24 protein-coding genes are annotated in these 23,764 nt (G+C 65.2%); 11 read left to right on the top strand and 13 right to left on the bottom strand.

The window, feature by feature from the left end; genetic code table 11:
* The first annotated feature begins 214 nt into the window (after positions 1–214).
* Positions 215–1,786, top strand: a complete 1,572-nt coding sequence (locus AC0L3D_RS08335) for a sugar ABC transporter ATP-binding protein (protein WP_473643853.1) — start codon at positions 215–217, stop codon at positions 1,784–1,786.
* Positions 1,783–2,799 (top strand): ABC transporter permease, encoded by a 1,017-nt coding sequence (locus AC0L3D_RS08330; RefSeq protein ID WP_023799033.1) that lies wholly within the window; start codon positions 1,783–1,785, stop codon positions 2,797–2,799. The genes AC0L3D_RS08335 and AC0L3D_RS08330 overlap by 4 nt, the downstream gene beginning before the upstream one ends.
* Before the next feature lie 420 nt (positions 2,800–3,219).
* Here the strand turns inward: AC0L3D_RS08330 and AC0L3D_RS08325 are convergent, their stop codons facing one another.
* From AC0L3D_RS08325 to AC0L3D_RS08310, 4 genes are all read right to left on the bottom strand, one after another.
* Complete coding sequence (locus tag AC0L3D_RS08325) at positions 3,220–3,537, bottom strand: DUF982 domain-containing protein (protein ID WP_287249657.1); 318 nt, start codon at positions 3,535–3,537, stop codon at positions 3,220–3,222.
* Between the two features lie 62 nt (positions 3,538–3,599).
* Positions 3,600–3,806: a hypothetical protein gene (locus AC0L3D_RS08320; RefSeq protein WP_473643851.1), complete on the bottom strand. Its 207-nt coding sequence runs from the start codon at positions 3,804–3,806 to the stop codon at positions 3,600–3,602.
* A 111-nt stretch (positions 3,807–3,917) separates the two neighbouring features.
* Positions 3,918–5,549 (bottom strand): chaperonin GroEL, encoded by a 1,632-nt coding sequence (groL, locus tag AC0L3D_RS08315; RefSeq protein WP_473531900.1) that lies wholly within the window; start codon positions 5,547–5,549, stop codon positions 3,918–3,920.
* Between the two features lie 57 nt (positions 5,550–5,606).
* Positions 5,607–5,921, bottom strand: a complete 315-nt coding sequence (locus AC0L3D_RS08310; RefSeq protein WP_236377497.1) for a co-chaperone GroES — start codon at positions 5,919–5,921, stop codon at positions 5,607–5,609.
* 375 nt (positions 5,922–6,296) lie between these two features.
* On the opposite strand from AC0L3D_RS08310, the gene AC0L3D_RS08305 reads away from it, so the two are divergent.
* The gene (locus AC0L3D_RS08305; RefSeq protein WP_473643849.1) at positions 6,297–6,584 is read left to right on the top strand and encodes an usg protein; all 288 of its coding nucleotides are present in this window, start codon (positions 6,297–6,299) and stop codon (positions 6,582–6,584) included.
* Positions 6,585–6,698: 114 nt separating this feature from the next.
* Here the strand turns inward: AC0L3D_RS08305 and AC0L3D_RS08300 are convergent, their stop codons facing one another.
* A complete protein-coding gene (locus AC0L3D_RS08300) occupies positions 6,699–6,956 on the bottom strand; it encodes a DUF982 domain-containing protein (RefSeq protein ID WP_473643847.1) in 258 nt (85 codons plus the stop codon).
* A 149-nt stretch (positions 6,957–7,105) separates the two neighbouring features.
* Complete coding sequence (locus AC0L3D_RS08295; RefSeq protein ID WP_023799042.1) at positions 7,106–7,324, bottom strand: hypothetical protein; 219 nt, start codon at positions 7,322–7,324, stop codon at positions 7,106–7,108.
* A gap of 232 nt (positions 7,325–7,556) precedes the next feature.
* On the opposite strand from AC0L3D_RS08295, the gene AC0L3D_RS08290 reads away from it, so the two are divergent.
* Positions 7,557–8,021 (top strand): Hsp20 family protein, encoded by a 465-nt coding sequence (locus AC0L3D_RS08290; protein WP_287285140.1) that lies wholly within the window; start codon positions 7,557–7,559, stop codon positions 8,019–8,021.
* A gap of 59 nt (positions 8,022–8,080) precedes the next feature.
* On the top strand, positions 8,081–8,617 hold the full coding sequence (locus AC0L3D_RS08285; RefSeq protein WP_023799044.1) for an Hsp20/alpha crystallin family protein: 537 nt from the start codon (positions 8,081–8,083) through the stop codon (positions 8,615–8,617).
* A gap of 316 nt (positions 8,618–8,933) precedes the next feature.
* Here the strand turns inward: AC0L3D_RS08285 and AC0L3D_RS08280 are convergent, their stop codons facing one another.
* From AC0L3D_RS08280 to AC0L3D_RS08255, 6 genes are read right to left on the bottom strand one after another with little or no spacing between them, the layout of a single operon-like run.
* The gene (locus AC0L3D_RS08280; protein ID WP_473643846.1) at positions 8,934–9,824 is read right to left on the bottom strand and encodes a ribokinase; all 891 of its coding nucleotides are present in this window, start codon (positions 9,822–9,824) and stop codon (positions 8,934–8,936) included.
* A gap of 33 nt (positions 9,825–9,857) precedes the next feature.
* Positions 9,858–10,736 (bottom strand): MurR/RpiR family transcriptional regulator, encoded by an 879-nt coding sequence (locus AC0L3D_RS08275; protein ID WP_473643844.1) that lies wholly within the window; start codon positions 10,734–10,736, stop codon positions 9,858–9,860.
* Positions 10,733–11,710, bottom strand: coding sequence for an ABC transporter permease (locus tag AC0L3D_RS08270; protein WP_023799047.1), 978 nt, complete (start codon positions 11,708–11,710; stop codon positions 10,733–10,735). The genes AC0L3D_RS08275 and AC0L3D_RS08270 overlap by 4 nt, the downstream gene beginning before the upstream one ends.
* Positions 11,707–13,260: a sugar ABC transporter ATP-binding protein gene (locus AC0L3D_RS08265; protein ID WP_473643843.1), complete on the bottom strand. Its 1,554-nt coding sequence runs from the start codon at positions 13,258–13,260 to the stop codon at positions 11,707–11,709. Before AC0L3D_RS08265 ends, AC0L3D_RS08270 begins: the two co-directional genes overlap by 4 nt.
* Positions 13,261–13,316: 56 nt before the next feature.
* Positions 13,317–14,375, bottom strand: coding sequence for a sugar ABC transporter substrate-binding protein (locus AC0L3D_RS08260; protein WP_473643841.1), 1,059 nt, complete (start codon positions 14,373–14,375; stop codon positions 13,317–13,319).
* A 34-nt stretch (positions 14,376–14,409) separates the two neighbouring features.
* The gene (locus AC0L3D_RS08255) at positions 14,410–15,399 is read right to left on the bottom strand and encodes a TIM barrel protein (RefSeq protein ID WP_473643840.1); all 990 of its coding nucleotides are present in this window, start codon (positions 15,397–15,399) and stop codon (positions 14,410–14,412) included.
* Between the two features lie 238 nt (positions 15,400–15,637).
* On the opposite strand from AC0L3D_RS08255, the gene AC0L3D_RS08250 reads away from it, so the two are divergent.
* The 6 genes from AC0L3D_RS08250 to AC0L3D_RS08225 are packed head-to-tail and all read left to right on the top strand — an operon-like array spanning position 15,638 to position 21,427.
* Entirely contained in the window at positions 15,638–16,240 is a 603-nt protein-coding gene (locus AC0L3D_RS08250; RefSeq protein WP_287170982.1) for a CDP-alcohol phosphatidyltransferase family protein, read from the top strand.
* A gap of 30 nt (positions 16,241–16,270) precedes the next feature.
* The gene (locus tag AC0L3D_RS08245; RefSeq protein WP_473643838.1) at positions 16,271–18,052 is read left to right on the top strand and encodes a bifunctional alpha/beta hydrolase/class I SAM-dependent methyltransferase; all 1,782 of its coding nucleotides are present in this window, start codon (positions 16,271–16,273) and stop codon (positions 18,050–18,052) included.
* A gap of 2 nt (positions 18,053–18,054) precedes the next feature.
* Positions 18,055–19,386: a phosphatase PAP2/dual specificity phosphatase family protein gene (locus AC0L3D_RS08240; protein WP_473643836.1), complete on the top strand. Its 1,332-nt coding sequence runs from the start codon at positions 18,055–18,057 to the stop codon at positions 19,384–19,386.
* Entirely contained in the window at positions 19,383–19,811 is a 429-nt protein-coding gene (locus tag AC0L3D_RS08235; protein ID WP_473643834.1) for a hypothetical protein, read from the top strand. The genes AC0L3D_RS08240 and AC0L3D_RS08235 overlap by 4 nt, the downstream gene beginning before the upstream one ends.
* Before the next feature lie 8 nt (positions 19,812–19,819).
* Positions 19,820–20,482 carry a lysophospholipid acyltransferase family protein gene (locus AC0L3D_RS08230; protein ID WP_128173013.1) on the top strand — a complete coding sequence of 221 codons (663 nt, stop codon included), beginning with the start codon at positions 19,820–19,822 and terminating at the stop codon, positions 20,480–20,482.
* Positions 20,483–20,488: 6 nt separating this feature from the next.
* Positions 20,489–21,427 (top strand): phosphatidate cytidylyltransferase, encoded by a 939-nt coding sequence (locus AC0L3D_RS08225; protein ID WP_473643832.1) that lies wholly within the window; start codon positions 20,489–20,491, stop codon positions 21,425–21,427.
* Positions 21,428–21,588: 161 nt separating this feature from the next.
* Here the strand turns inward: AC0L3D_RS08225 and AC0L3D_RS08220 are convergent, their stop codons facing one another.
* The gene (locus AC0L3D_RS08220) at positions 21,589–23,580 is read right to left on the bottom strand and encodes an AI-2E family transporter (RefSeq protein ID WP_473643830.1); all 1,992 of its coding nucleotides are present in this window, start codon (positions 23,578–23,580) and stop codon (positions 21,589–21,591) included.
* Between the last annotated feature and the right edge of the window lie 184 nt (positions 23,581–23,764).

Raw genomic sequence — 23,764 nt, 5'->3', positions numbered from 1 at the left:
AGGCCGGTGGGACAGCACCCCCCCTCTGGCCTGCCGGCCATCTCCCCCTCAAGGGGGGAGATTGGCAGTTTCAACGCGTCGCCCCTTTCTTCAACGCCGAGGATTAGCGAAAGCGGCCATGACATCCGATCTCCCCCCTTAAGGGGGGAGATGTCCGGCAGGACAGAGGGGGTGTTCAAGCGCGGCGTGAACAACTGCATCGAGGGAAAAGCTTTTGCCAGCCGAAGCCACTGCGTCGCCCAATACTCCCCTCCTCGCGGTAGAAGGCGTGACCAAGCGCTTTGCCGGCGTCACCGCACTGAGCGATGTCTCGCTCGAGGTTCGGCCCGGCGAAATCCTCGGCCTGCTCGGCGAGAACGGCGCCGGCAAGTCGACGCTGCTCAAGATCCTGTCCGGCGTGATGCCGCCGTCCAGCGGCCGCATCGTCTTCGACGGCGTCGAATTCAATCCGCACAATCCGCAGGATGCCAAGCGCCTCGGCATCGTCACCATCTACCAAGAACTGAGCCTGATCCCGACGCTGACCGTGGCGGAGAATATTTTTATCGGCCGCGCGCCGCTCGGGCGCTTCGGCCTGGTCAGCTGGCGGAAGATGGAGGTAGACTCGCGCGCGATCATCGCCCGCGTCGGCCTTGACCTCGACCCGGCGACGCCGGTGTCTGCGCTGTCGGTGGCCGAGCAGCAGCTGGTCGAGATCGCCCGCGCGCTGTCGCTGAAGAGCCGGCTCATCATCATGGACGAGCCGACCTCGGCGCTGACCGAAACCGAAGTGCAAAAACTGATGTCGATCATGGGCCGGCTGCGCAAGGACGGCGTCGCCATCATGTTCGTCACCCACCGGCTGGAAGAGGCCTCCGCGATCTGCGACCGCATGACGGTGCTGCGCGACGGCAGGCTGGCCGGCCATCTCGACCGCGATGGCGGGCCGATCAAGCTGCCGAAAATCATCGAAAAAATGGTCGGCCGCGCCGCGTCCGAGCTTTATGCCAGGCCGACGCTGCGCGATGTCGCCGGCGACGTCAGGCTTTCCGTGCGCGGCCTGCGCACGGTGCGCGATCCGCAGGCGCCGCACGCCATCGTGCTCGAAGGCATCGATCTCGACCTGAAGGCCGGCGAGATCCTCGGCGTTGCCGGCCTCGTCGGCTCCGGCCGCACCGAGCTGGCCCGCGCCATCTTCGGCGCCGACCGCATCGCCGCCGGCACCATCACCCTCGACGGCAAGACGATCGCGCCTGAAACACCCGCCGACGCCATCGCCCTCGGCATCGGCCTGGTGCCGGAAGACCGCAAGCATCAGGCGATCTTCGCCGCGCTCGGCATTCTCACCAACTTTTCCGTCGCTGCGCTCGGCCGCTACTCCAACGCTCTCGGCTTCATGGCCGAGCGCCGCGAGCGCCAGGCGCTGGCGAGCTACAGAAAAACGCTGTCGATCCGCATGGCCTCGCCCGAGCAGCCCATCGAGGGGCTGTCCGGCGGCAACCAGCAGAAGGTCATCCTCGCCCGCTGGCTGGCGCGCGACCCCAAGGTGCTGATCGTCGACGAGCCGACGCGCGGCGTCGATGTCGGCGCCAAGGCCGAGGTGCACCAGATCCTGGTGCACCTCGCCGGGCGCGGCATCGCCATCATGATGATCTCGTCGGAATTGCCCGAAGTACTTGCGGTGTCGGACAGGATCGTCACCATGCGGCGCGGCCGCATCACCGGCGAGATGGCAGGTATCGAGGCGACCGAGGAAAAACTGATGGAACTGATGGCGCTCGATCAAACGCAGGAAGCGACGCAATGACCAGCACGACCGAACAGAGCCAGCGCGGCGGCATCAATGTCGCGCGCCTGCTGATGAGCTTCGGCCCGCTGATGTTCCTGGCGCTGCTGATCGTCGTCTTCACCGTGCTGAAGCCGAGCTTCATCGACCCGATCAACATCTTCAACATCATGCGGCAGATCTCGATCACCGGGCTGATCGCGCTCGGCATGACCTTCGTCATCCTCACCGCCGGCATCGACCTGTCGGTCGGCTCGCTGCTGGCTTTCTGCGGCATGGTCGCGGCGGTGGTGGCCAAGGGCGGCACCGCCAACACGCTGTCGCTGTCGACGTCCGGCGCACAAGGCTATGGCTGGTTCGCAGCCCTTCTGGCCGCCGTCGTCGTCGGCGCCCTGGCCGGCGGCGTCCAGGGCTTTGCCATCACCCGGCTGAAAGTGCCGCCCTTCGTCGTTACGCTCGGCGGCCTCACCGTGTTTCGCGGCCTGACGCTGACAATCTCCAATGGCGGCCCGATCTCCGGCTTCGACGCTTCGATGCGCTGGTTCGGCACCGGGCTAATCGGCCCGGTGCCGGTGCCGGCGATCATTTTCGCTGCGGCGGCCATCCTCTGCCACATCGTCCTGCGCTACACGCGCTACGGCCGCGCCGTCTACGCCGTCGGTGGCAATGCCGAGGCGGCGCGGCTGTCCGGCCTGCGCGTCGACCGCATCCTGATCTCGGTCTACATCATCGTCGGCTTCTTCGCCGGCCTTGCCGCCTTCGTGCTGTCGGCCAGGCTCAATTCCTCGGAAGCCGTCGCCGGCATCGGCTACGAGCTGACCGTGATCTCGGCGGTGGTCATCGGCGGCACCTCGCTGTTCGGCGGCATTGGCTCGGTCGGCGGCACGGTGGTGGGTGCAGCACTGATCGGCGTGCTGCAGAACGGGCTGCAGTTCAACAACGTCTCGTCCTACACGCAAAGCATCGTCATCGGCCTGATCCTGATCCTCGCCGTGGCCTTCGACCGCTGGCTGAAATCGCGGGTAAGGCGGTAGTCCGAGGGGCAATACAGACCTAGGTCGTCGGGACAGTACCCCCTCTGTCCTACCGGACATCTCCCCCCTCAAGGGGGGAGATTGGATGTCGCTTCGCCTTTCGCCAATCTCAGAAGAAGCGCTACCGGCGAAGCTGCCAATCTCCCCCCTTGAGGGGGAGATGTCCGGCAGGACAGAGGGGGGTCCTCGACCGTAGGGCGGAGAGATCAAAGGCAGTGCACCACTATCCGTACCTCCCCGTAACCGCGGCACATGCGCCAGATGCGCGAGGTCGTGATCGTAGCCGGCTTGGCAGGCGCGGAGATGCGCAACGTTGGCGCGAGGCACCCCCCTCTGTCCTGCCGGACATCTCCCCCTCAAGGGGGGAGATTGGATGTTGCTGCGGCTTTCGCCATTCTCCAACTTGGGGAAAAGCCGCGTTCATGCCGGTGCGTTGAGACGCTGCGAACGCGTTGCCCAATCGATGACTGTCCCGCCGGCAACGGTAGAACTCGTCAGCGGCGCGAGAAGATCGTTGCGGCGGGCGAACGCCACGAAGGTCGCCCGCGCCGTCTCGGCGTCGATCTCTCCGTCCATCGCCGCCCGGCAGGCTTTGGCGGCGATGTCATGCGCGGCCGTCCGGCTCGCCCGCGGCCAGTCGGCAAGCAGCGCATAGGCCTCAGCCGCGCTTTCTATCCTGGTCGGCGTGCCGAGGCCGGTCAGGATGGTGACCGGCTTTTCAAAAGAAGAACGGTCCATGACACTCTCCTTTCCGGTTCAACTGTCTCCAACAGGCGCAGGCATGCGCGCCTGCGCGGCAATCATTTACGCTCCTCCTGGCCGGCCCCGACGCGTTGGGCCGACAGGAACATCAGCGTATAGGTCGCCTTGCGGCGATCCCAGCCGGCCGACTCGGCCATGTCCAGCAAGCCGTCGACCAAGGGCGCCAGCGCCGCCCTGCAATCGGTTTCATAGTTGAAATCGTTCTTCGGGCGGGTCGGCGCCGCGATCTTTCCAAAACTGTCCATCACATCCATCGCAACACCTGCTCCGCATTAATCCCGGACCGGCAAGACCGCGCCCGCTTTGGCGGACACGGTCCATCTGCCGTTCAGAAGCCTCGCTTTGGAGGCCTGACCTTAGTAGTCCATGCCGCCACCGCCGGGCATTGCCGGTGCGGCAGCTTCCTTCTTCGGCTTCTCGGCCACCATCGCCTCGGTGGTTACCAGCAGGCCGGCGACCGACGCGGCGTCCTGCAGAGCGGCGCGCACCACCTTGGCCGGGTCGATCACGCCCTGCGCGTAGAGGTCGCCGAACTCGTTGGTCTGGGCGTTCCAGCCATAGCCGAATTCGGTCTTCTCGCGCAGCTTGCCGACGATGATCGAACCTTCCGCACCGGCATTCTCGGCGATCTGGCGCACCGGCTGCTCGATGGCGCGACGCACGATCTCGACGCCGGTCTTCTGGTCGGGATTGTCGACCGCGACATTGTCGAGCGCCTTCGCCGCCCTGAGCAGCGCCACGCCGCCGCCGGGCAGTATGCCTTCCTCGACCGCAGCGCGGGTGGCGTGCATGGCGTCGTCGACGCGGTCCTTGCGCTCCTTGACCTCGACCTCGGTCGAGCCGCCGACGCGGATGACGGCGACGCCGCCGGCGAGCTTGGCCAGCCGTTCCTGCAGCTTCTCGCGGTCATAGTCGGAGGTGGTCTCCTCGATCTGCGCCTTGATCTGGCTGATGCGTGCCTGGATCTCGTCCTTGCGGCCGGCACCGTCGACGATCGTGGTGTTCTCCTTCTCGATCAGCACCTTCTTGGCGCGGCCGAGCATCTCCAGCGTGACGTTTTCGAGCTTGATGCCGAGATCCTCGCTGATTGCCGTGCCGCCGGTCAGGATGGCAATGTCTTCCAGCATCGCCTTGCGGCGGTCACCAAAACCCGGCGCCTTGACGGCGGCAACCTTCAGTCCACCGCGCAGCTTGTTGACGACCAGCGTCGCCAGCGCCTCGCCTTCGACATCCTCGGCGATGATCAGCAGCGGCTTGCTCGATTGCACAGCGGCTTCGAGCACCGGCAGCATGGCCTGCAGGTTGGACAGCTTCTTCTCGTGGATCAGCACATAGGGCTCTTCGAGCTCGACGCGCATCTTGTCCTGGTTGGTGATGAAATAAGGCGAGAGATAGCCGCGATCGAATTGCATGCCCTCGACCACTTCGAGCTCAGTCTCGGCGGTCTTGGCCTCCTCGACCGTGATGACGCCCTCATTGCCGACCTTTTCCATCGCTTCTGCGAGGAAGCGGCCGATCTCCACATCGCCATTGGCCGAGATGGCGCCGACCTGGGCGATCTCGTCGTTCCTTGTCACCTTGCGGGCATTGGCCTTGAGTTCGGCGACGATGGCGTCGACCGCCTTGTCGATGCCGCGCTTCAGGTCCATCGGGTTCATGCCGGCGGCAACCGCCTTGGCGCCCTCCTGGACGATCGACTGCGCCAGAACGGTCGCGGTCGTCGTGCCGTCGCCGGCGACGTCGCTGGTCTTCGAGGCGACCTCGCGCACCATCTGCGCACCCATGTTCTCGAACTTGTCCTCGAGCTCGATTTCCTTGGCGACGGTAACGCCGTCCTTGGTGATGCGCGGGGCGCCGAATGACTTGTCGAGGATGACATTGCGGCCCTTGGGACCGAGCGTCACCTTCACCGCGTCGGCGAGGATGTTGACACCGCGCAACATCTTCTCGCGGGCTTCGGTATGGAATTTCACATCCTTGGCAGCCATTGGATAACTCCTTCAAATAGGCAGCTTACGTTGACTGATGGCTTGTTCAGGGCCCGCTCAGGCGGCCTTCTGCATCTTGTCGGTCAATTCGATCACGCCCAGCACATCGCTTTCCTTCATGATGAGCAGGTCCTCGCCGTTGAGCTTGATCTCGGTGCCCGACCATTTGCCGAACAGGATGCGATCGCCGACCTTGACGTCGAGCGGCTGCAACTGTCCGCTATCGTCGCGCGCGCCGGGGCCGGCGGCGATGACCTCGCCTTCCTGCGGCTTCTCCTTGGCTGTGTCAGGAATGATGATGCCGCCCGCGGTCTTCTCGTCGACCTCGATGCGGCGGACCAGGATACGGTCATGCAATGGACGGAACGCCATGTCGTTCTCCTCATAGGACAAACAGATTTTCTTGGACCTCCCTTCGCAGCCGACCAGTGGGTCGGTGCGACGGTGCGCGACCCCTGCTCAGGCATCACGCGCCTATCGAATTAGTCTGCCTATCCAGCCTTTCAAGAGGACGCCGAAAAAATTTTAGCACTCGCCGTTGTCGAGTGCCAACGCACCGTAATAACGCACTGTAATAATGGCGCTATTCCAGGATTTGAACGATGGATGCGGCTTGAAATCGGGGCGCAACCTTCCGACATCATCGTCGATCCCGGCACCGTCTGCCGGCGGCCGGAACCGATGAGGAAGTGGAAGCGTTTTCCCCCGCGGAGGATAGACGCCTGATCGTTCGGAAAGGAGACGGGCATGGTCGATAATGAGTTCCAGGTCAGCAACGAGTTCCGGCTCCAGATGCAGGGTTTTGGCCTGACGACGGCAGAGATCCATTATCGTCTTCCCGACTATCGGGACCTGCTCCAGCTCTTCATCTGGCAGCAATACGACATCGCCCCGGATTTCCCGACGCTGAAGCATTTCCTCGAATTTTGGGAACGTGAGATCGAGGGCCCGCTGCATTCTGTGCGCGTCGCCCATCACCGTCTGATTCAGCCCTCCGAATGGCGGGCGGTGGACGGCGTCATTACGCTGCAGTGAAATAGAAAAAAGGCGGCGCTTTTCATGAATGGCGCCGCCTCTGCGGCACAGCGCGTCCGCCCCGGCTTCAGGTTCCCCGGCTTCAGGTTCATTGGCGTTCAGGTGGATTGGCGTTCAGGTGGATTTACGTCCCGTGACCAGCAGTCCGGCGGTGCGCGCCGCCTTGACGAAGGCGGTTCGCGCCTCGCGGGCGGTGCGCCAGCCGTCGAGCGCGTCGCGGCAGGCGCGATAGGCTACGCGCCAGCTCCGGCCGCGCGCCCGGTCCGGCCATTGCTGCATGCATTCGATGGCTTCCCAGCTGCTGGCGACCTTGCGCTCTCCGACGGATTGGAGCTTGAGCGTGATCGGCTCGGAGAATGGGACGTCGTTCATCACTTCCTCCTTTTTTCTTTTTGAGAATAACCAGGAAGGCGGCCCGATCGGCGCCCGACTGACGAGATGGTTCGTCTAGCTGCACGCTTCAAGACCTCCCCCCCGGCTTAGCCTTACTTGCCTCCAGCCCTGCTTGCCGAAACCCGGCGCTATATGTCGTCGTCCGGCGGTTCGAGAAGTCCGATCAGCGTCGCCACCCTTGCCGACGGCAGCGGGCGGCCCTCGTTGACCAGCGCCTCATCGGCGCCGACCCAGGCAAAGGCCTCGCGCAACTCTTCGATCGTCGCGCCGGTCGAGGCGATGTCGGCGATCACGGCGTCGTCGACCGGGCCCAGCACCGAAATGATGTCGTCGCGTGTCATGGTCATGATGTCCTCCATGCGGCGTGCCGGCGCGACCCGCAAACGACGGTTGGAACCGGCATTACCAGTACAATCTGGCAACAAAAAATTCTGGCAGCGGGACAGAATCTGGGTCTTGATTTCGGCCTGACAATAACCAAATCGAAATTGCCGGTTGCCGAATGGGACCGGCAGAGCCCAGGGAGCGCCAAGCTCTTTGGCGTCCCTCGTACTATGTTGCTCCATGGAGGATGTAGCTATGAGAACCGCATTCGACTTTTCCCCGCTTTATCGGTCGAGCATCGGTTTCGACCGCATCTTCAACCTGCTGGAAAACGCGCCTCAGGCAGTCGAAACCTGGCCGCCTTATGACATCGAGCGAAGCGACGAGAACACCTATCGCGTGACGATCGCCGTCGCCGGCTTTTCCGACGACGATCTCGACATCAGCCACGAGCCGAACCTTCTCATCGTCTCGGGCGAGCGCAAGAAACAGGACGAGGTGGAATATCTCCATCGCGGCCTTCCGGTGCGACCGTTCACACGCCGCTTCGAGCTTGCCGATCACATGACGGTCACCGGCGCCTCGCTCAGCAACGGCCTGCTGACGATCGACCTCGTGCGCCAGGTGCCCGAGGAGATGAAGCCCCGTCGCATCACGATTGCCAAGCAAGACGGCGCGCGCAAGGCCGGGCAGGTCGAGAAGCCGAAGCAGGCCGCCTGAGCCAAGGCGATCTCTGGCGTTCGCCTTTGACACAACCACTCGAGAAAAGGAGAACAGCAATGGCTATTCGTGATCTCATACCCTGGGGCCGGGAGAACAGTCCGGTTCCCAGCTTCTATCGTGACGAGGACCGCGACCCGTTCATGGCGTTGCATCGCGAGATGAACCGCCTGATCGACGACGCTTTCCGCGGTTTCGAGACGCGCATGCCGATGCTCAGCGGATTTTCGTCGGCGCGCGGCAGCTGGCCGAGCGTCGAAATCGCCGACGGCGAGAAGGAGATCCGCGTGACCGCGGAAATTCCCGGCATGGACGAAAAGGACGTCGAGGTGATGCTCGATGACGGCGTGCTGACGCTGCGTGGCGAGAAGCGCTCCGAGACCGAAGACAAGGACAGGCAGTTCTCCGAGCGGTTCTACGGCCGCTTCGAGCGCCGCATCCCGCTCGGCTACGAGGTCGAGGAGGACAAGGTGAACGCCGCCTTCCATAACGGCGTGCTCACCGTGACGCTGCCCAAGACGGAGCGCGCACGGACGAAAGCCAAGCGCATCGCCATCAGTGGCAGTGCCGCCAGCCCCGGCAAGAGCAAGCACTGACGACATCGGCAGCCGGACGCGCCAGCCGCGCCCGGCTGCAGATCGGGCTGCATCCCGATCGGCCCGCGCGCTCCGCCCAAAGGCACGGGCTTCATTTGTTCGGCCGATGCGCCTGACGGCGCGCAGGCCGCATAGTGAGTATCTACGGAGCATTGAGTAGCAGCGTCGCTACCGTGGCGTTCCTGGCGCACAGGCTACGGAGCCCGTCATCCCTTGGGGTGGCGGGCTTTCGTATCAATTGTCGGCTTTATCGGCCTGTGAAAAGTCCTCGCCATCCGCTTCGTGTCACGATCGCGGGCGGAGGCAGCCACCCGTCTCAGATCGCCTCGCGCTGCCGTTCCGGCGTGGCGACCAGCAAGGCCGCGGCGGCGTTGGCGGCAGCAAGTGCGGCCTCGACCCGATGCCCGCGGGCAAGGCCTGCCGCGAACGCGCCGACGAACTCGTCGCCGGCGCCATGGGTGCTGACCACCTTCACCGGAAGGGCGGCCCGCGCGAACGCCTGGCCGTCGCGGCCGCAATAGGCAACGCCCTCCCCGCCGGCCGTGACGATCGCCGCCGGGTAGAAATCGATCAGCATGCGTGCCGCATCGGCAGCACCCTCGAGCGTATCGACGACCGCAACGCCGGCCAGGAATTCCGCCTCGATGGCGTTGACGATGACGATATCGGTGAGTGCGATCAATTCGCCGGACAGTTTTCGCGCGGGGGCGGCGTTGAGCACGACGCGGCCGCCATGCGCCTTCACCGCCCGCGCTGCGGCAATGTTGGCGGCTTCCGGCACCTCGTTCTGCAGCAGCAGCACCGCCGTTTGCGCAACCATCTCGGTCGCGGCCACGATGTCCTTCTCGCCCAAGGTGAGATTGCTGCCCGAGACGATCACCGCGCCATAATCGCCGCCGGCGTCGAAGATCGCCACGCTCATGCCCGAGCCGGCGCCAGGTGCGACCCGCACGAAGCGGCTGTCGACGCCGCGGCGCGCGAGATTGCCGACAAGCGCGCGGCCGAAATCGTCATCGCCGACGGCGCCGATCATTGCCGAGCGCACGCCGGCCCGCGCCGCCGAGACCGCCTGGTTGCCGCCCTTGCCGCCGCATTTCGGCTGCCAGGCATCGCCGGTTACGGTTTCGCCCTTGCGCGGGCGGTCAGGCGCTTCGACCATGATGTCGTAATGCAGGCTGCCGAACACGGTGACCAGCGGAGCCGTCATGTGCCCCGATCTTTCATGAGCCGCCCCAATCTTTCATGAACCGCCCTTGTCCCGGCGTTTCGACGTCACCGCCGACATCGTGCGGCCGAGATTGCGCTCCGCCGCCTGGTAGTCGCGCTGCGCCACCGCGACGAACAGCGCGTCGAGAATGTTGAGCTGGGCGATGCGCGCCGCCGCGTTCTCGCCCAACAATGGCGAGCCCTGCGCAGTCGAGCACAGCACGATGTCGGCGACGGCGGCCAGCGGCGAGTTGTCGTAATTGGTGATCGCCAGCGTCCGCGCACCGCTCTTGCGGGCGAGATGGATGGCATCGATGACGGCGCTGGTGTTGCCGGAATGCGAGAAGCCGACGGCGATGTCGTCGGCGCCGAGCAGCGAGGCCGACATCAGCATCATGTGCGAATCGTCGTAGACGGATGCGCGGATGCCGATGCGCAGGAATTTGTGCGAGACGTCGCGCGCGATCTGCGCCGAACCGCCGACGCCATAGAAATCGCGGTTCCTGGCGCGGTACAAAAGATCGGCGGCGCGGTCGAAATCGTCCATGTCGAGGATCGCCAGCGTTTCCTCCAGCGCCTGGATCGAGGTGCGGAACACTTTTTGGACGATCTCGGCCGAGCTGTCGTCGACCGACAGTTCCTGGTGCATTTCGGCGGTCGGCAGGCGGCTGTATTCGTAAACCGCGGTGCGGAAGTCGCGATAGCCGGAAAAGCCCAGTTTCTTGGCGATCTTCACCACCATCGCCTCCGACACGCCGGCTTCTTCGGCGATCTGCTTGAGCGGAATGGTCTCGTCGAAGCCGCGCCGTCCGAACACGGTTTCCACCACCTTCGCCTCGAGCGGTGTCAAATGCGGCATCATCATGCGGATCCGCGGTCCTACTGCTTTCAGATCCAGGCTGGTCAAGGTCATCCACGTCCCCTCGTCACGCGATCGATGAGCATCGCGGCGAGGATTATAAGGCCAGTTGCCAAGAGCTGATAGAAGGACTGGACATTCATCAGCGTCAGGCCGTTGCGCATGGTGCCGAGAATGACGGCGCCCAGGATGGTGCCGACGACGCTGCCCTTGCCGCCCATCAGCGAGGCGCCGCCGATGGCCGCCGCGGCAATGGCATCGAGCTCCCAGAGATTGCCGAGAATGGGTTCGGCGGCACCCAGCCGTCCGATCAGGATCTGCGCGGCAAGGGCCGCCAGCAGGCCCGAGATCATGTAGGCGGCGATCTTGGTGCGAGCGATCGGCACGCCGGCTATGTAGGCCGCCTCCTCATTGCCGCCGACGGCGAGCAGATATTCGCCGAAAGGCGTCTTCTTGAGGATGATCCAGGCGATCAGCGCGACCACGGCCACGATGATGACCGCCAGTGGCAATCCGAACAGCGAGCCGTTGAAGATGGCGCGGAAGCCGGCTGGCAGGCCGAGCACCGGATTGCCGCCGGTATAGATCAGCGCCAGCGCCCGGTAGGTGCTGAGCGTTCCCAGTGTGACGATGAAAGGCTGCAGCCCGACATAGGCGACCAGCACGCCATTGAGCAGGCCGCAGACGAGGCCGATAGCGAAGCCGGCGGCGATGGCGAGCGGAAACGGCACGCCGGCAACCAGCATCGAGGCCGAGATGACGGCCGAAAGGGCTGCCGTCGGCCCGACCGACAGATCGATGCCGCCCGAGATGATCACCAGCGTCATGCCCAACGCCAGGCAGGCGTTGATGCTCGACTGCTGCAGGATGTTGATCAAATTGCGCTCGGCAAAGAAGCCCGGGACCAGCGCGCCGAAGACGGCGAGGATCACCACCAGGCCGATCAGCGTGCCGGCGTCGCGCAGCGAAAACCGGTGCAGGAATTCAGCCCGTGGGCGCGCTGCTGTGTGTTCGGTTACATCAGTCATACGCTGGTCCTGTCCGTTATGACTTGCCGGCCCGATGGCCTTGCGCCTTGCCGGCCTTGCGTCTCCGATTGGGGTATGGCGTGCGCCGCGATCGCCTGTTCGCTGAGATCGGCCCGGTCGAGTTCGGCGGCGACCGTGCCGTCGCGCATGACCAGCACGCGGTCGGCGAGCCGGATCACCTCGGGAAGCTCGGACGACACGACGACGACCGAATGGCCTTCGGCGGCGAGCTCCTCGATCAAATGGTAGATCTCCGCCTTGGCGCCGACGTCGATGCCGCGCGTCGGCTCATCGAACAAAAGGATGCGCGTTCCCGCCGCCAGCCAGCGGCCGATGATCGCCTTCTGCTGGTTGCCGCCGCTGAACAGCCGGATCGGCCGGTCGAGCAGGAACGGGCGCAAATTGACGCGCTTCATCTTCTCGGCCGCGACCCGTTTCAGCCTGGCGTGATCGATGACGCCGCACGGTGCGAACACGCCCATCGAGGCCAACGCCATATTGCTGGAGATCGACCGCAGCGGCACGATGCCTTCGCGCTTGCGCTCCTCCGGCACCAGGCCGATGCCGGCGGCGATGGCTTCGCGCGGACTGGAAAGTTTTATCGCCTTGCCGTCGATCTCGACCCTGCCCGACGAGGCGCGGTCGGCGCCGGCCAGCAGCCGCAGCAGTTCGGTACGGCCCGAGCCGACCAGGCCGGCAATGCCCAGCACCTCGCCGCGGTGCAGGTCGAACGAGACGTTACGGACTTTTGTCGCCGAGGCGAGGCCACGCACGCTCAGCCTGACCTCGCTCGAGGTGTGCGAACGGTGCTGTTCCTGGGCGAGCTCGCGGCCGACCATCATCGAAACGACGGCTTTTTCCGACATTTGCGCCAGATCGACGGATCCGACCACGACGCCGTCGCGCATGATTGTGGCGCGCTGGCAGATGCCGAACACCTCGTCCAGCTTGTGCGAGACATAGACGACCGCGACACCGTCGCGCGCCAGCCCGGCAATGACTTCGGCCAGCCGCTCGAACTCGCTCGGCGTCAGGCTCGATGTCGGCTCGTCCATCGCCACGACGCGCGCCCGATCGAGCAGCGCCCGGGCGATCTCGACGATCTGCCGCTGCGCAACCTTCAGGCTGCCGAGCGGGACTGCCGGATCGATGGTCGGATCGAGGGCGGCAAGGGCTTCCGCGGCGCGGCGTTCCTGCTCGCGGCGGGCGACGAAGATGCCGCCGCGCGTCAGCGGATGGCCGAGGAACATGTTCTGGGCGACGCTGAGATGCGGCACCTGCTGCAATTCCTGATGGATCATGGCGACGCCCGCGGCGCGCGCCGCGACCGGATTGTTCAGCGCCACCGGTCTGCCGTCGATCAGCACGCTTCCGGCGGTCGGCCTGTAGACCCCCGACAGGATGCGCAGCAGCGTCGATTTGCCGGCGCCGTTCTCACCGAGCAGGCCATGGATTTCGCCGGCGCCGACGGAAAAGGACACATCGCTCAGCGCTCGCACCGCCGGAAACACCTTGGAAATGCCCTCGAATTGCAGCCGCGGGACAGACATTGGTTCTATTCTCCAGGCAAAGGGCGCCAGCCCGGCCGGCACCCGCAGTCCTGCCCTTAATTGCCCGCTGCCGCGTCCTCGAGCAGCGCCTTGCGCACGGCGTCGCCGGCGCCGGAATAGCGGTCGGCATTGTCCTTGGTGATAAGCGCCTGCGGCGTGGCGACGACGCGCGGCAGCTTCTGCCCGGCCACCAGCCGCAGCGCCGATTCCAGCGCCACCTCGCCGGTCAGCACCGGGAAGCTGTCGACGGTGCCGGTCAGTTCGCCGGCGCGGATCGAGGCATAGGCGTCGGAGATGCCGTCGGTGCCGAAGACGGCGACCTTGTCCTGCAGGCCGGCGGCCTTGACCGCCTCGACGATGCCCAGCGCCATGCCGTCATTGTTGGCATAGAAGCCGATCAGGTCGGGGTGCTGCTGCAGGATGTTGCTGGCCGCGTCGAAGGAGGTCTGGCGGTCCCAGTTGCCGGGCACGCTGGCGACGACCTCGAACTTGCCGGCCTCGGTGATCGTGGTCTTGAAGCCATCGGTGCGCTGGACGGCGGCATAGACGCCGGCCTGGCCTTCGACGATGGCGACCTTGCCGCCATCCGGCCGGTTCTTGATGAACCATTTGGCGACGCGCACCCCATTGTCGCGCTGGACATTGCCGACATAGTGCTCGGCCTGCGGGATGACCGCGTCGTTGACATTGACCACCGGCACGTTGGCGGCCCTGGCCTGTTCCATGATCGGCTGCAGGTTGGAGTCGGTCTGCGGCGAGACGAGCAGCACGTTGTAGCCCTGCGTGACCAGGCCTTCGGCGATTGTCAGCTGGCCGAGCTGGTCGCCCTCGCTCTGCGCCGCCTGGTAGACGACCGGCACGCCGACGCGATCGCCGAACGACTTGTAGCCCTCACCCAGCGACCGCCAGTATTCGTTGGTCAGCGTCTTGGAGACGGCGCCCGCCCTGGTGCCGTCGGGCAGCTTGGGAAACGCGCCGAACTTGGCCTCGAGCTGCGACCAGTCGATGCGGTCCTTCTCGGTATCGGAATTGAGCGGCGCGAGGTCGGTCGAAAAGGCCGAGCCGATGGACAGCGCCATCAGCGCAGCGGTGGCGGTGGCAAGCAGAAATTTCATGGTCTTTCCTCCCTTGTTGAAAACGGCGCCGGCCTCAGTTCTCCGGCCCGAGCATGGCTTCCTGGATGATGGCTTGCGACGCGACCGCGTCCTGGCGGTCGACGGCGGTGGACAGGCGGTTGTCCTTCTCCAGCCGCTCGACGACGCGCAGCATGCGCTTGACGGTGGCGATGTTGACTTCGCATTCGTGGATCGGATCGAGCCCGGTCATGTCGGGAAATGTGTCGAAGTAGATGGCGCCCGCGTAGCCGTCGCGGCGGATCTGCCTGAGCAGCTCGATCGTCTGCAGCGTGTGCACCGCGCCGACCATCAGGCCGTCGTCGCGCTTGGCGTAGCCGTCGTTGAGATGCACGCCCAAGAGCTTGCTGTGGCGCGCCACCAGTGCTGCGGCAAAGGCCGGCTGCTCGTCGGCATAGAGCACATGGGCAAAATCGAGCGTCACGCCGAGATTGGGCAGGCCGATCTCGCGGATCGCCAGCAATGTCGTCGCCGCGTCGGGCATCAGGCTGTAGGAACGCGGCTCGTTGGGCTTGTATTCCAGGCTGATCTCGCAGTCGGGATCATGCGCCGCCACTTCACGAATACCATCTATTTCGTGTTGCCATAGCGTCGCGTAATCGGCCTGGAAGGCATAGTCGAAGCCATCCTGGCCGAGCCACAGGGTCATCAGATTGGCGCCCGCCTCACGCACGGCGTCGATGCCGGCCTTGGTGAGGTCGATGGCTTCGCGGCGAACTGCCGGATCCGGATTGGTGAAGGCGCCGAGCTTGAAGGCGGGATTGGAGTAGTAGCGCATGGCAAAACCATTGATGGAAAGCCCGAGATCGCCGAGTTCTTGTGCCATTTCCGCAGGTTTTTCATCGACATGATCAGGAAAGTTGAGGTCGAGGTCGGTCAGCCCCGCAACCTTCGCCGCACGCGCCGCCATCTGCAGCATGGACGGCTTGCCGACAAGATCCGGCCATTCGGCCTGCGGCCGCGAGGCAAAGGAATTCAGGCGTGTGGCGAAACGACTGGCTGTCATGGATGACCCTTTTGGTGGACATAACTTCACATATTTTAGAATATTTGTAAAGTTCTCATTTGAGAACTCTAGGAAATTCGACCTTGTGGCGGCGCCGCCAAACCGTAGGGCCTGCGCATGGTAAGGTTCCGGGCGGGCGCTGCTGGTCGTAACCCTGTACAACCGCTCGTCGCCCTTGCGTCTTGCGCGCCAATTGATCATCCTCGCCGCAGTTGCACCGCGGCCGGGGGGTTCGCACATGCCGACGCTTTATGCGCTGAAACCGGCCTTCCAGGCCAGGCTGCGGCCGCTCGCCGACCGGCTGGCCGGGGCTGGCGTCACCGCCAACCAGATCACGCTGCTGGCTGCCGCCCTGTCGGTTGCCACCGGCGTTGTGGTCGCGGCCCTTGCCGGCCATCGCGCGATCTTGCTGCTGATGCCGGTGGCGCTGTTTGCGCGTATGGCGCTCAACGCCATCGACGGCATGCTTGCGCGCGAACATGGCCAGGCCTCAAAACTCGGCATGTATCTCAACGAGCTCTGCGACGCCGTCTCCGACCTGGCGCTGATCCTGGCCTTTGCCGCTCTGTTCCCTGCCTGGGGCGTCGTCGCCTTTGCCGTCACAGCAGTGCTTGTGGAGTTCGCCGGCGTGCTCGGCATCGCGGCAGGCACCGGGCGCAATTATGCCGGGCCGTTCGGCAAGAGCGATCGGGCGCTGGCGCTCGGCATCGTCGCCTTTCTCATCGCCTGCGGCCTCTGGGTGGAAGCCATCACGCCGTTCGTGTTTCCGGCAATGGCTACACTCTCGCTGGTGACCGCCATCAACCGGATACGCAGCGGCCTTAACGGGAGCGGCGACTGAAATTCCGGACGCATCCGCCTGGGGAAAAACATGCTTCATGAACCGACGATTGCTGCTTCCGCAGTTGAGCAGCGGGTGGCGCAGGAGCGCAGCTTCCGCAGCCATGACGGCACCGAGATCTTCTACCGCTACTGGCCGGCGGTCGGGCAACCCGCCAAGGGCGCGGTTGTGCTGTTCCACCGCGGCCACGAGCACGGCGGCCGCATGGCTCATCTGGTCGACGAACTCGATATGCCCGGCCATGCCTTCTACGCCTGGGACGCGCGCGGCAATGGCCGCTCGGCCGGCGAGCGCGGCTATGCGCCGTCTTTTGCAGCACTTGTGCGCGACATCGATTGGTTGGTGCGTGAGATCGGCAGGGACGGTTTTTCCCAGCGCGACATCGCGCTGATCGCGCAATCTTTCGGCGCGGTGCTCGCGGCCGCCTGGGTGCATGATTATGCGCCCGACATCCGCGCACTGGTGCTAGCCTCGCCGGCCTTCTCGGTCAAGCTCTACGTGCCTTTCGCCAAGCAAGGCATTGCGCTGTGGCAGAAGATCAAGGGCCGCTTCTTCGTCAATTCCTACGTCAAGGCCAAGTTCCTGACGCATGATCCCGAGCGCATCGCCTCCTTCGAGGCCGACCCGCTGATCACGCGGCCGATCGCTTCCAACATCCTGGTCGAGCTCTACGACCACGCCGCCCGCATCGTCTCGGATGCCCGCGCCATCACCGTGCCGACGCAATTGCTGATCTCCGGCAGCGACTGGGTTGTGCGGCATGGACCGCAGCACGAATTCTTCGTCAATCTCGCCAGCCCGGCCAAGCAGCGGCATGTGCTGCCCGGTTTCTTCCACGACACGCTGGGCGAACGCGACCGCCGCAAGGCACTCGACCTGATCAAGCCGTTCCTGGAAAGACAGTTCTCGACGTCGCAGAAGCCGGTCGACCTGACCGCGGCAGACCGCGCTGGCTACACACGCGACGAGGCCGACCGGCTGGCCTCGCCGCTCGCTTTGCTGTCCCCGAAAGGCCTCTACTGGGCAATGAGCCGCGCCTCGATCCGTATCGGCGCCTGGCTGTCGTCAGGCATGAAGACCGGGAAAGCCACCGGCTTCGATTCCGGCTCGACCCTCGACTATGTCTACGAGAACCAGGCGCGGGGCACCAGTCCGCTCGGCCGCATGATCGACCGCACCTTTCTCGACGCCATCGGCTGGCGCGGCATCCGCCAGCGCAAGCTGCATCTCGAAGAGCTGATCGGCAGCGCCACCGGGACGCTGAAGGCCGCCGGCCGCTCAGTCCATATCGTCGATATCGCTGCCGGCCACGGCCGCTACGTGCTCGACGCCGTCGCCAAATGCACCCAGCCGCCGGCCAGCGTTCGGTTGCAGGATTTTTCCGAGCTCAACGTTTCGCTCGGCTGCAAGCTGATCGCCGAGCGGCCCCTGCCGACCGATGTCTCGTTCCACCAGGCCGACGCCTTCGACGCCGAGATGCTTGCCGGGCTCGATCCGGCGCCGGACCTGGCCATCGTCTCCGGGCTTTACGAATTGTTTGCCGACAACGCCATGATCATCCGCTCGCTCGGCGGGCTGGCCAGGGCGATGCAGCCCGGCAGCCTGCTTGTCTACACCAACCAGCCCTGGCATCCGCAGCTCGAAATGATCGCCCGCAGCCTGACCTCGCACCGCGGCGGCCAGGCCTGGGTGATGCGCCGGCGCACGCAAGGCGAGATGGACCAGCTGGTGGCGGCGGCCGGCTTCGAGAAGCTCGACCAGCGCATCGACCAGTGGGGCATCTTCACCGTATCGGTCGCGCGGCGCGTCTGAGCATGGTCTTGCCTGTCCTTGGCCCTGCCGCCCCTTTTGCCCCTGCGCGCGAGCCTTACGCTGGAATCGCGCTGCGGGCGGCGCTGTGGCTGGTCTTTCTGGCGCCGTTCTTCTACGCGAGCTACGGCTTCGCCAACTGGCTGGCGTCGCAGCGCGACGATGTCGGCAGCATCGTCTTCGCCTGGGAGCACAACATCCCGTTCATCGCCTGGACGATCGTGCCCTACTGGTCGATCAATCTGTTCTACGGCCTGTCGCTGCTGCTCAACGATACCAAGCGCGGCGTCGATCGGCTTGCCGGCCGCTATCTGACGGCGCAGATCGTCGCCGTCGCCTGTTTCATCCTGTTCCCGCTGACGGCGACCTTCGTGCGGCCGCAGACATCGGGCCTGCCAGGCTTCATGTTCGCGGTGCTCGGCGGTTTCGACAAGCCGTTCAACCAGGCGCCGTCGCTGCACATTGCGCTGCTGGTCATCATCTGGGATCATTGGCGCTATCGGCTGAAAAGCATGGCCGGCGTCGTCTGGCATGCCTGGTGTTTGCTGATCGGCGCCTCGGTGCTGACGACGTGGCAGCACCATGTCATCGATATCCCGACCGGCGCTTTGCTCGGCTTTTTCGCCCTGTGGCTGTTTCCGCGCCACGGCGAATTGCCGTTCGCCGGCTTCCGGCTGTCCGCTGACGCCGGCGCGCGGCGGCTGGCGCTGTTCTACGCGCTGGTCGCAGCGCTGGCGCTGGCCGGCGCCGCTGCCGGGGCCTTCGTTTCGGCGCTGTGGCTCATCCTGCTGTGGCCGGCGCTGGCGCTGGCCATCGTTGCCTTCGCCTATGCCGGAGCCGGCGCCAAAGTGTTCCAGAAAACGGCCGACGGCAGCGTCTCGCTGGCCAGCCGTGTCTTGCTGCTGCCCCACCGGCTTGGCGCCAGGATCAATGCATGGATATGGACGCGCAAGCTGCCGCCGCATGTCGCCATTGCCGACGGTGTCTTCCTCGGCCGCTTTCCCACCGTCGCCGAGGCTGGCGCATTCGGCACGGTGATCGACCTTGCCGGCGAGCTGGAGCGGCCGCGCGGCGTCGCCTGCCGCTGGACGGCTGTCGCCATGGTCGATCTTTTGCCGCCCTCGCCCGAGGCGCAGGCGCAAGCGGTGGCGGCGATCGAGGACGCGCGCAGCTACGGCACGGTGCTTGTCTGCTGCGCGCTCGGCTTCCAGCGCAGCGCCGGCGCCGTCGCCGCATGGCTGGTTGCCACAGGCCGCTCGCCAACGCCGGCGCAGGCGCGAACCAAGCTCGCCACCGCGGGCCGGCCGGTGCATCTTCACGTGGACCAGCCGGCATGAGTGCCTATCGAGACAAGGCCGAAGCGTTCGCCGTCGGGTTGATGACGCAGGCGGTGTGGCCGCTGTTTTTTGTGCTGGCCGCGTTGGCGGCCGCGCCGGTCATTGCCGTGGCAGCGCAGCCGCAGGCGACCACGCTGGTGGCGGCGGCGTGGCTGGTCGCGGCAGCGAGCGGCGTGGCCACTCTCGCCGTCTCGGCCCTGCTTGCCTTCGACGCGTTGCTGTTCTGGCTGATGGCCAGCCACATCAGCGAGGCCGCCGGCGGTGCCTCGGTAGACGACGTGCTGGCGCGCATGCGCGTCAAACCGGCCGCTGCCGGCATCCGCTCGCTCGACCGGCGCATCGCGGGCACGCAACGCCTGCTGATGAAGCAGCGCATCGCACTCGGCCTGTTCGTGGCGGCGTCGCTCGTCGCCTTGTCTTTCTGAGCCCGACGATGAGCAGGCTCGGCACAAGGAGCTTCACCCTGCTGCAGACCGTGACCTCCGTCGGCCTGTCGGCGCTGGCCTGGGCGGTGACCGGCGTGCGGCCGATCTGGAACGGCAGCCAGCCGTCGGACCGGCAGCGCATCTACTTCGCCAATCATGCCAGCCACGGCGATTTCATCCTGCTGTCGGCCTGCCTCAGCGAGAAGCAGCGCGCCCGCACCCATGCGGTCGCTGCCGCCGACTATTGGGGAAAATCGCGGCTGCGCCGGTTCATCGCGCAGGACATGCTGTCCTCCGTGCTGATCCACCGGCAGTGGACCGATGAGGCGCAGAACCCGATCTCGGTCATGCTGTCGGTGCTCGACGAGGGCCATTCGCTGATCATCTTCCCCGAGGGCACGCGCAACATGACCGACCAGCCGCTGCTGCCGTTCCGCTCCGGCCTCTACAATCTGTCGATGGCGCGGCCCGACGTCGAACTCATCCCGTGCTGGATCGAGAACATGTCGCGGGTGCTGCCCAAGGGCCAGTTCGTGCCGGTGCCGCTGCTCTGCCGGGTGGTCTTCGGCGCGCCGATCGCCATTGCGCCCGGCGAGGAACGCCGCGCCTTTCTCGACCGCGCCCGCGAGACGCTGCTGGCGCTGAACCCACGCCCGCTAAGAGGCGATTAGAACACGATGCCAATGATGCACGAGACCCTTATCATGGTTGTCGGCCTCACTGCTGTGCTGACCACGGCAAGCCTGGTCGCCGGCATCCTGTCGTGGCGCGCGCCGAAGCCGCTGTCGTCGACGCTGGTCAACCTCAACCAGCGCATCAACGCCTGGTGGGTGATGGTGGTGGCGATCACCGTCGCCTTCATCTTCGGCCGCGCCGGCATGACCATCCTGTTCGCGCTGATCTCGTTTGCCGCCTTGCGCGAATTCGTGACGCTGACGCACAGCCGCCGCAGCGACCATTGGGTGCTGCTCGGCATGTTCGGCCTCATCATCCCATTCCAGTACTGGCTGGTATGGACCGCCTGGTACGGCCTGTTCACCATCTTCATCCCGGTCTACTGCTTCCTGCTGATGCCGGCGATCACCGCGCTGCACGGCGACACCGAGCGCTTTCTCGAGCGCATCTCGGCGCAGCAATGGGCGGTCATGATCTCGGTCTATTGCGTCAGCCACGTGCCGGCGCTGCTGACGCTCGACGTGCCCGGCTTCGAAGGCCGCAACTTGTTGCTGGTCGCTTTCCTGATCATCACCGTGCAAGGCAGCGACGTGCTGCAATACATCTTCGGCAAGCTGTTCGGCAGGCACCTGATGTCGCCGAAGGTTTCGCCGTCGAAGACCTGGGAAGGGCTGGTCGGCGGGCTGGCGACGTCGAGCCTGCTTGGCGCGCTGCTGTCGTTCCTGACGCCGTTTTCGCCGCTGCAGGCGGCGGGCGTGGCCTTCATCGCCTGCCTGATGGGCTTCCTCGGCGGGCTGGTCGCCTCCGCCATCAAGCGCGACCAGGGGGTGAAGGACTGGGGCCATCTGATCGAGGGCCATGGCGGCATGATGGACCGCGCCGACAGCCTGGTCTTCGCCGCCCCGGTTTTCTTTCACACGGTGCGCTATTTCTGGACGTGAGGGCGAGCTACGACCTCAGAGGCTGTTTCGAAAGTCGCTCCGGCGAGTCATATGGTGGTGGTTTCGAGAACCGGAGCGCAGCGGACATTTGGGTCCGTGAGCACCGGAAGCACAGAAAACGCCATCAGATGGCCGCCGGAGTAGAGTTTCCAAACAGTCTCTTACTTTGCAGCCGCAAGCGGCGCCTTCCTGGCCGGGCGCGGCCGGCGGCGCATGCGGCGCTTGGCAGCGACCTTCAGCGCAACCGGCGGATCGCTCGACAATGCGCCCAGAACGGCTTCGACCATGCCAAACGCCACAAAATCGGCGTTGATGTCATTGGTCCATTCGACTTCTGTCTTTTTGTCGTCGCCGTCCTTCGACCAGAACACGATGCCTACCCGCAGCGCCGACCTGGCACGTTTCAGCCGACGAACAAGAAAACGGGCGTGCTTGACCGAGTCGCGGTTCAGGAATCCGACCACAACGGTGTCGACAGCGTCGAGCTCGAGCCGGCGAATGCCAGTCGGATCCATATCGGCAAAGCTCGCCTTCGAGACCGTCGCCCCCTGGACTTCGAGCACCTGCGCCAGCATGGCGGCGGCGGCATCGTCGAGTTCGCCGCGGCCGCCGGCACACAGCACCGACATGTCCGTGCCATCCGGCAGCTCAGTGTCGTCCTCGCCCTCCGCTTGAGCCTGCTTGTCCTTGTCCGCCGGCGCAGGTTCGGCTGTGGCCGGATCATCGTCCTCCTCCGCTTCCTCCCGTGCGCTGTCGTCGAGGTTCGCCACCAGCATCTGCGCGCTGGCCGCCACCCGCCGTCTTTGCTCATCGCCCATGACGCCGCGCACCCGATCCTGCTCGCCGAGCAGCAGTGCGGCAATGGCGACCTTGTCATAGAATTCGAACAGATATTTTTCCTCCAGCATCTCCTCGGCGTGATCCGTGGCTTCCTCTGGATCGCCGGCCAGCAGCCGTTGGTAGAGCCGGGCGTGGGGTTCGAGCACCGGTTCGTTGCCGAACAGGACGTCGAGGAATTCGAATTGCGGCACGTGCCTGCCGAGCACGACGAGGCAGACCGTGAGCGGCGTCGACAGGACCAGGCCCAGCGGGCCCCAGAGCCAGGTCCAGAAGATCGCCGCAACGATGATGGCCAATGGCGAAAGCCCCGTTCGTGAACCGTAGAGCCACGGTTCGACGACATTGCCGGTGATTATTTCCATGACCACGAACAGACCGGCGGTCCACAGCACGAGCGACCAGCCAGGCGCTACGGCAAGCGCCAGGAACAGCGGCAGCAGCGCACCAATGATCGGGCCGATATAGGGAACAAAGCGCAGCGCCAGCGCCAGCAAGCCCCACAGCAGCGCATTGGGTATCCCCAGAATCCAAAGCCCTGCTGTAACCGGTATGGCATAGACGATATTCACGACCAACTGCATGAGAAGATACCGGCCGACCCGCTTGCCGGCATCCTGGAGCGCCTCGGTTGTTCGATGAAGATCACCATAGCCGACGAGGCGTATGAAACGGTCGCGCAGGTCCTCGCGCTCGAGCAGCATGAAAATGACGACGACGACGATCAGGCCGGCCGATGCCAGCGGGCTGATCAGCGGGCCGATCAGGTTCTGCAGAACCTGAAGCGGCCTTTCGCGTGCGATGATCTCGACAGGCACCGGCTCGCGCCGTGGCTGATCCGCGGCGGGCGGTGAGGTTTCCTGCCTGTCGAGTTCCTGGCCAACGCGTTCGATCGCCTCGCTCAGCCTGGCGATGACGCCGCCGCCGACGCCGGACTCCTTCAGGGATCGGACTTTGGTCAGGATATTTGACTGGTAAAGCGGGATGTTCTGCGCCAGTTCGCTGACCTGCGTGGCGACAATGAAGGAGAACAGCGCAAGGACCGTGAATGCGCCCAGCACACTGGCGATGACCGCGGGCAGACGGGGAATGCCGACCCGTTTGAGTGCCGAAACCAAGGGTGCAAGCGCAAAGGTCAGTAGCAGGGCGATTGCGATCGGCAGGAAAACCTCGCGCCCGAAATACAGGGCCGCAACCGCCGCCGCGACGGTCGCGACGGTGGGCAGCGACATGCGCGGCAGGGCCATGGCAGCGGAAACCACGCCCACCAGCCCGGGCTCCGACGGGTGCATGCCGTTTCGCCGATTGGCCGCCACTTGATGCCTCCACCCTGCCAATCACCATGATCGGGCATATTGACCCGGCGCGCAACTTTCGCTTCTTCGCACCGGCGAGCTCGAAAACGCGAGCGGCAAGGGCTTGGCGGCCCAAATGGACAGCCGGACGGGCGGTTGGTCGTCGGCCACAACAACTGACGTAGTGATCGGGTTCCGCACTGGC

The organism is Mesorhizobium sp. WSM4837, from assembly GCF_055811435.1.
This window is presented reverse-complemented; position numbering and strand designations above follow the sequence as displayed.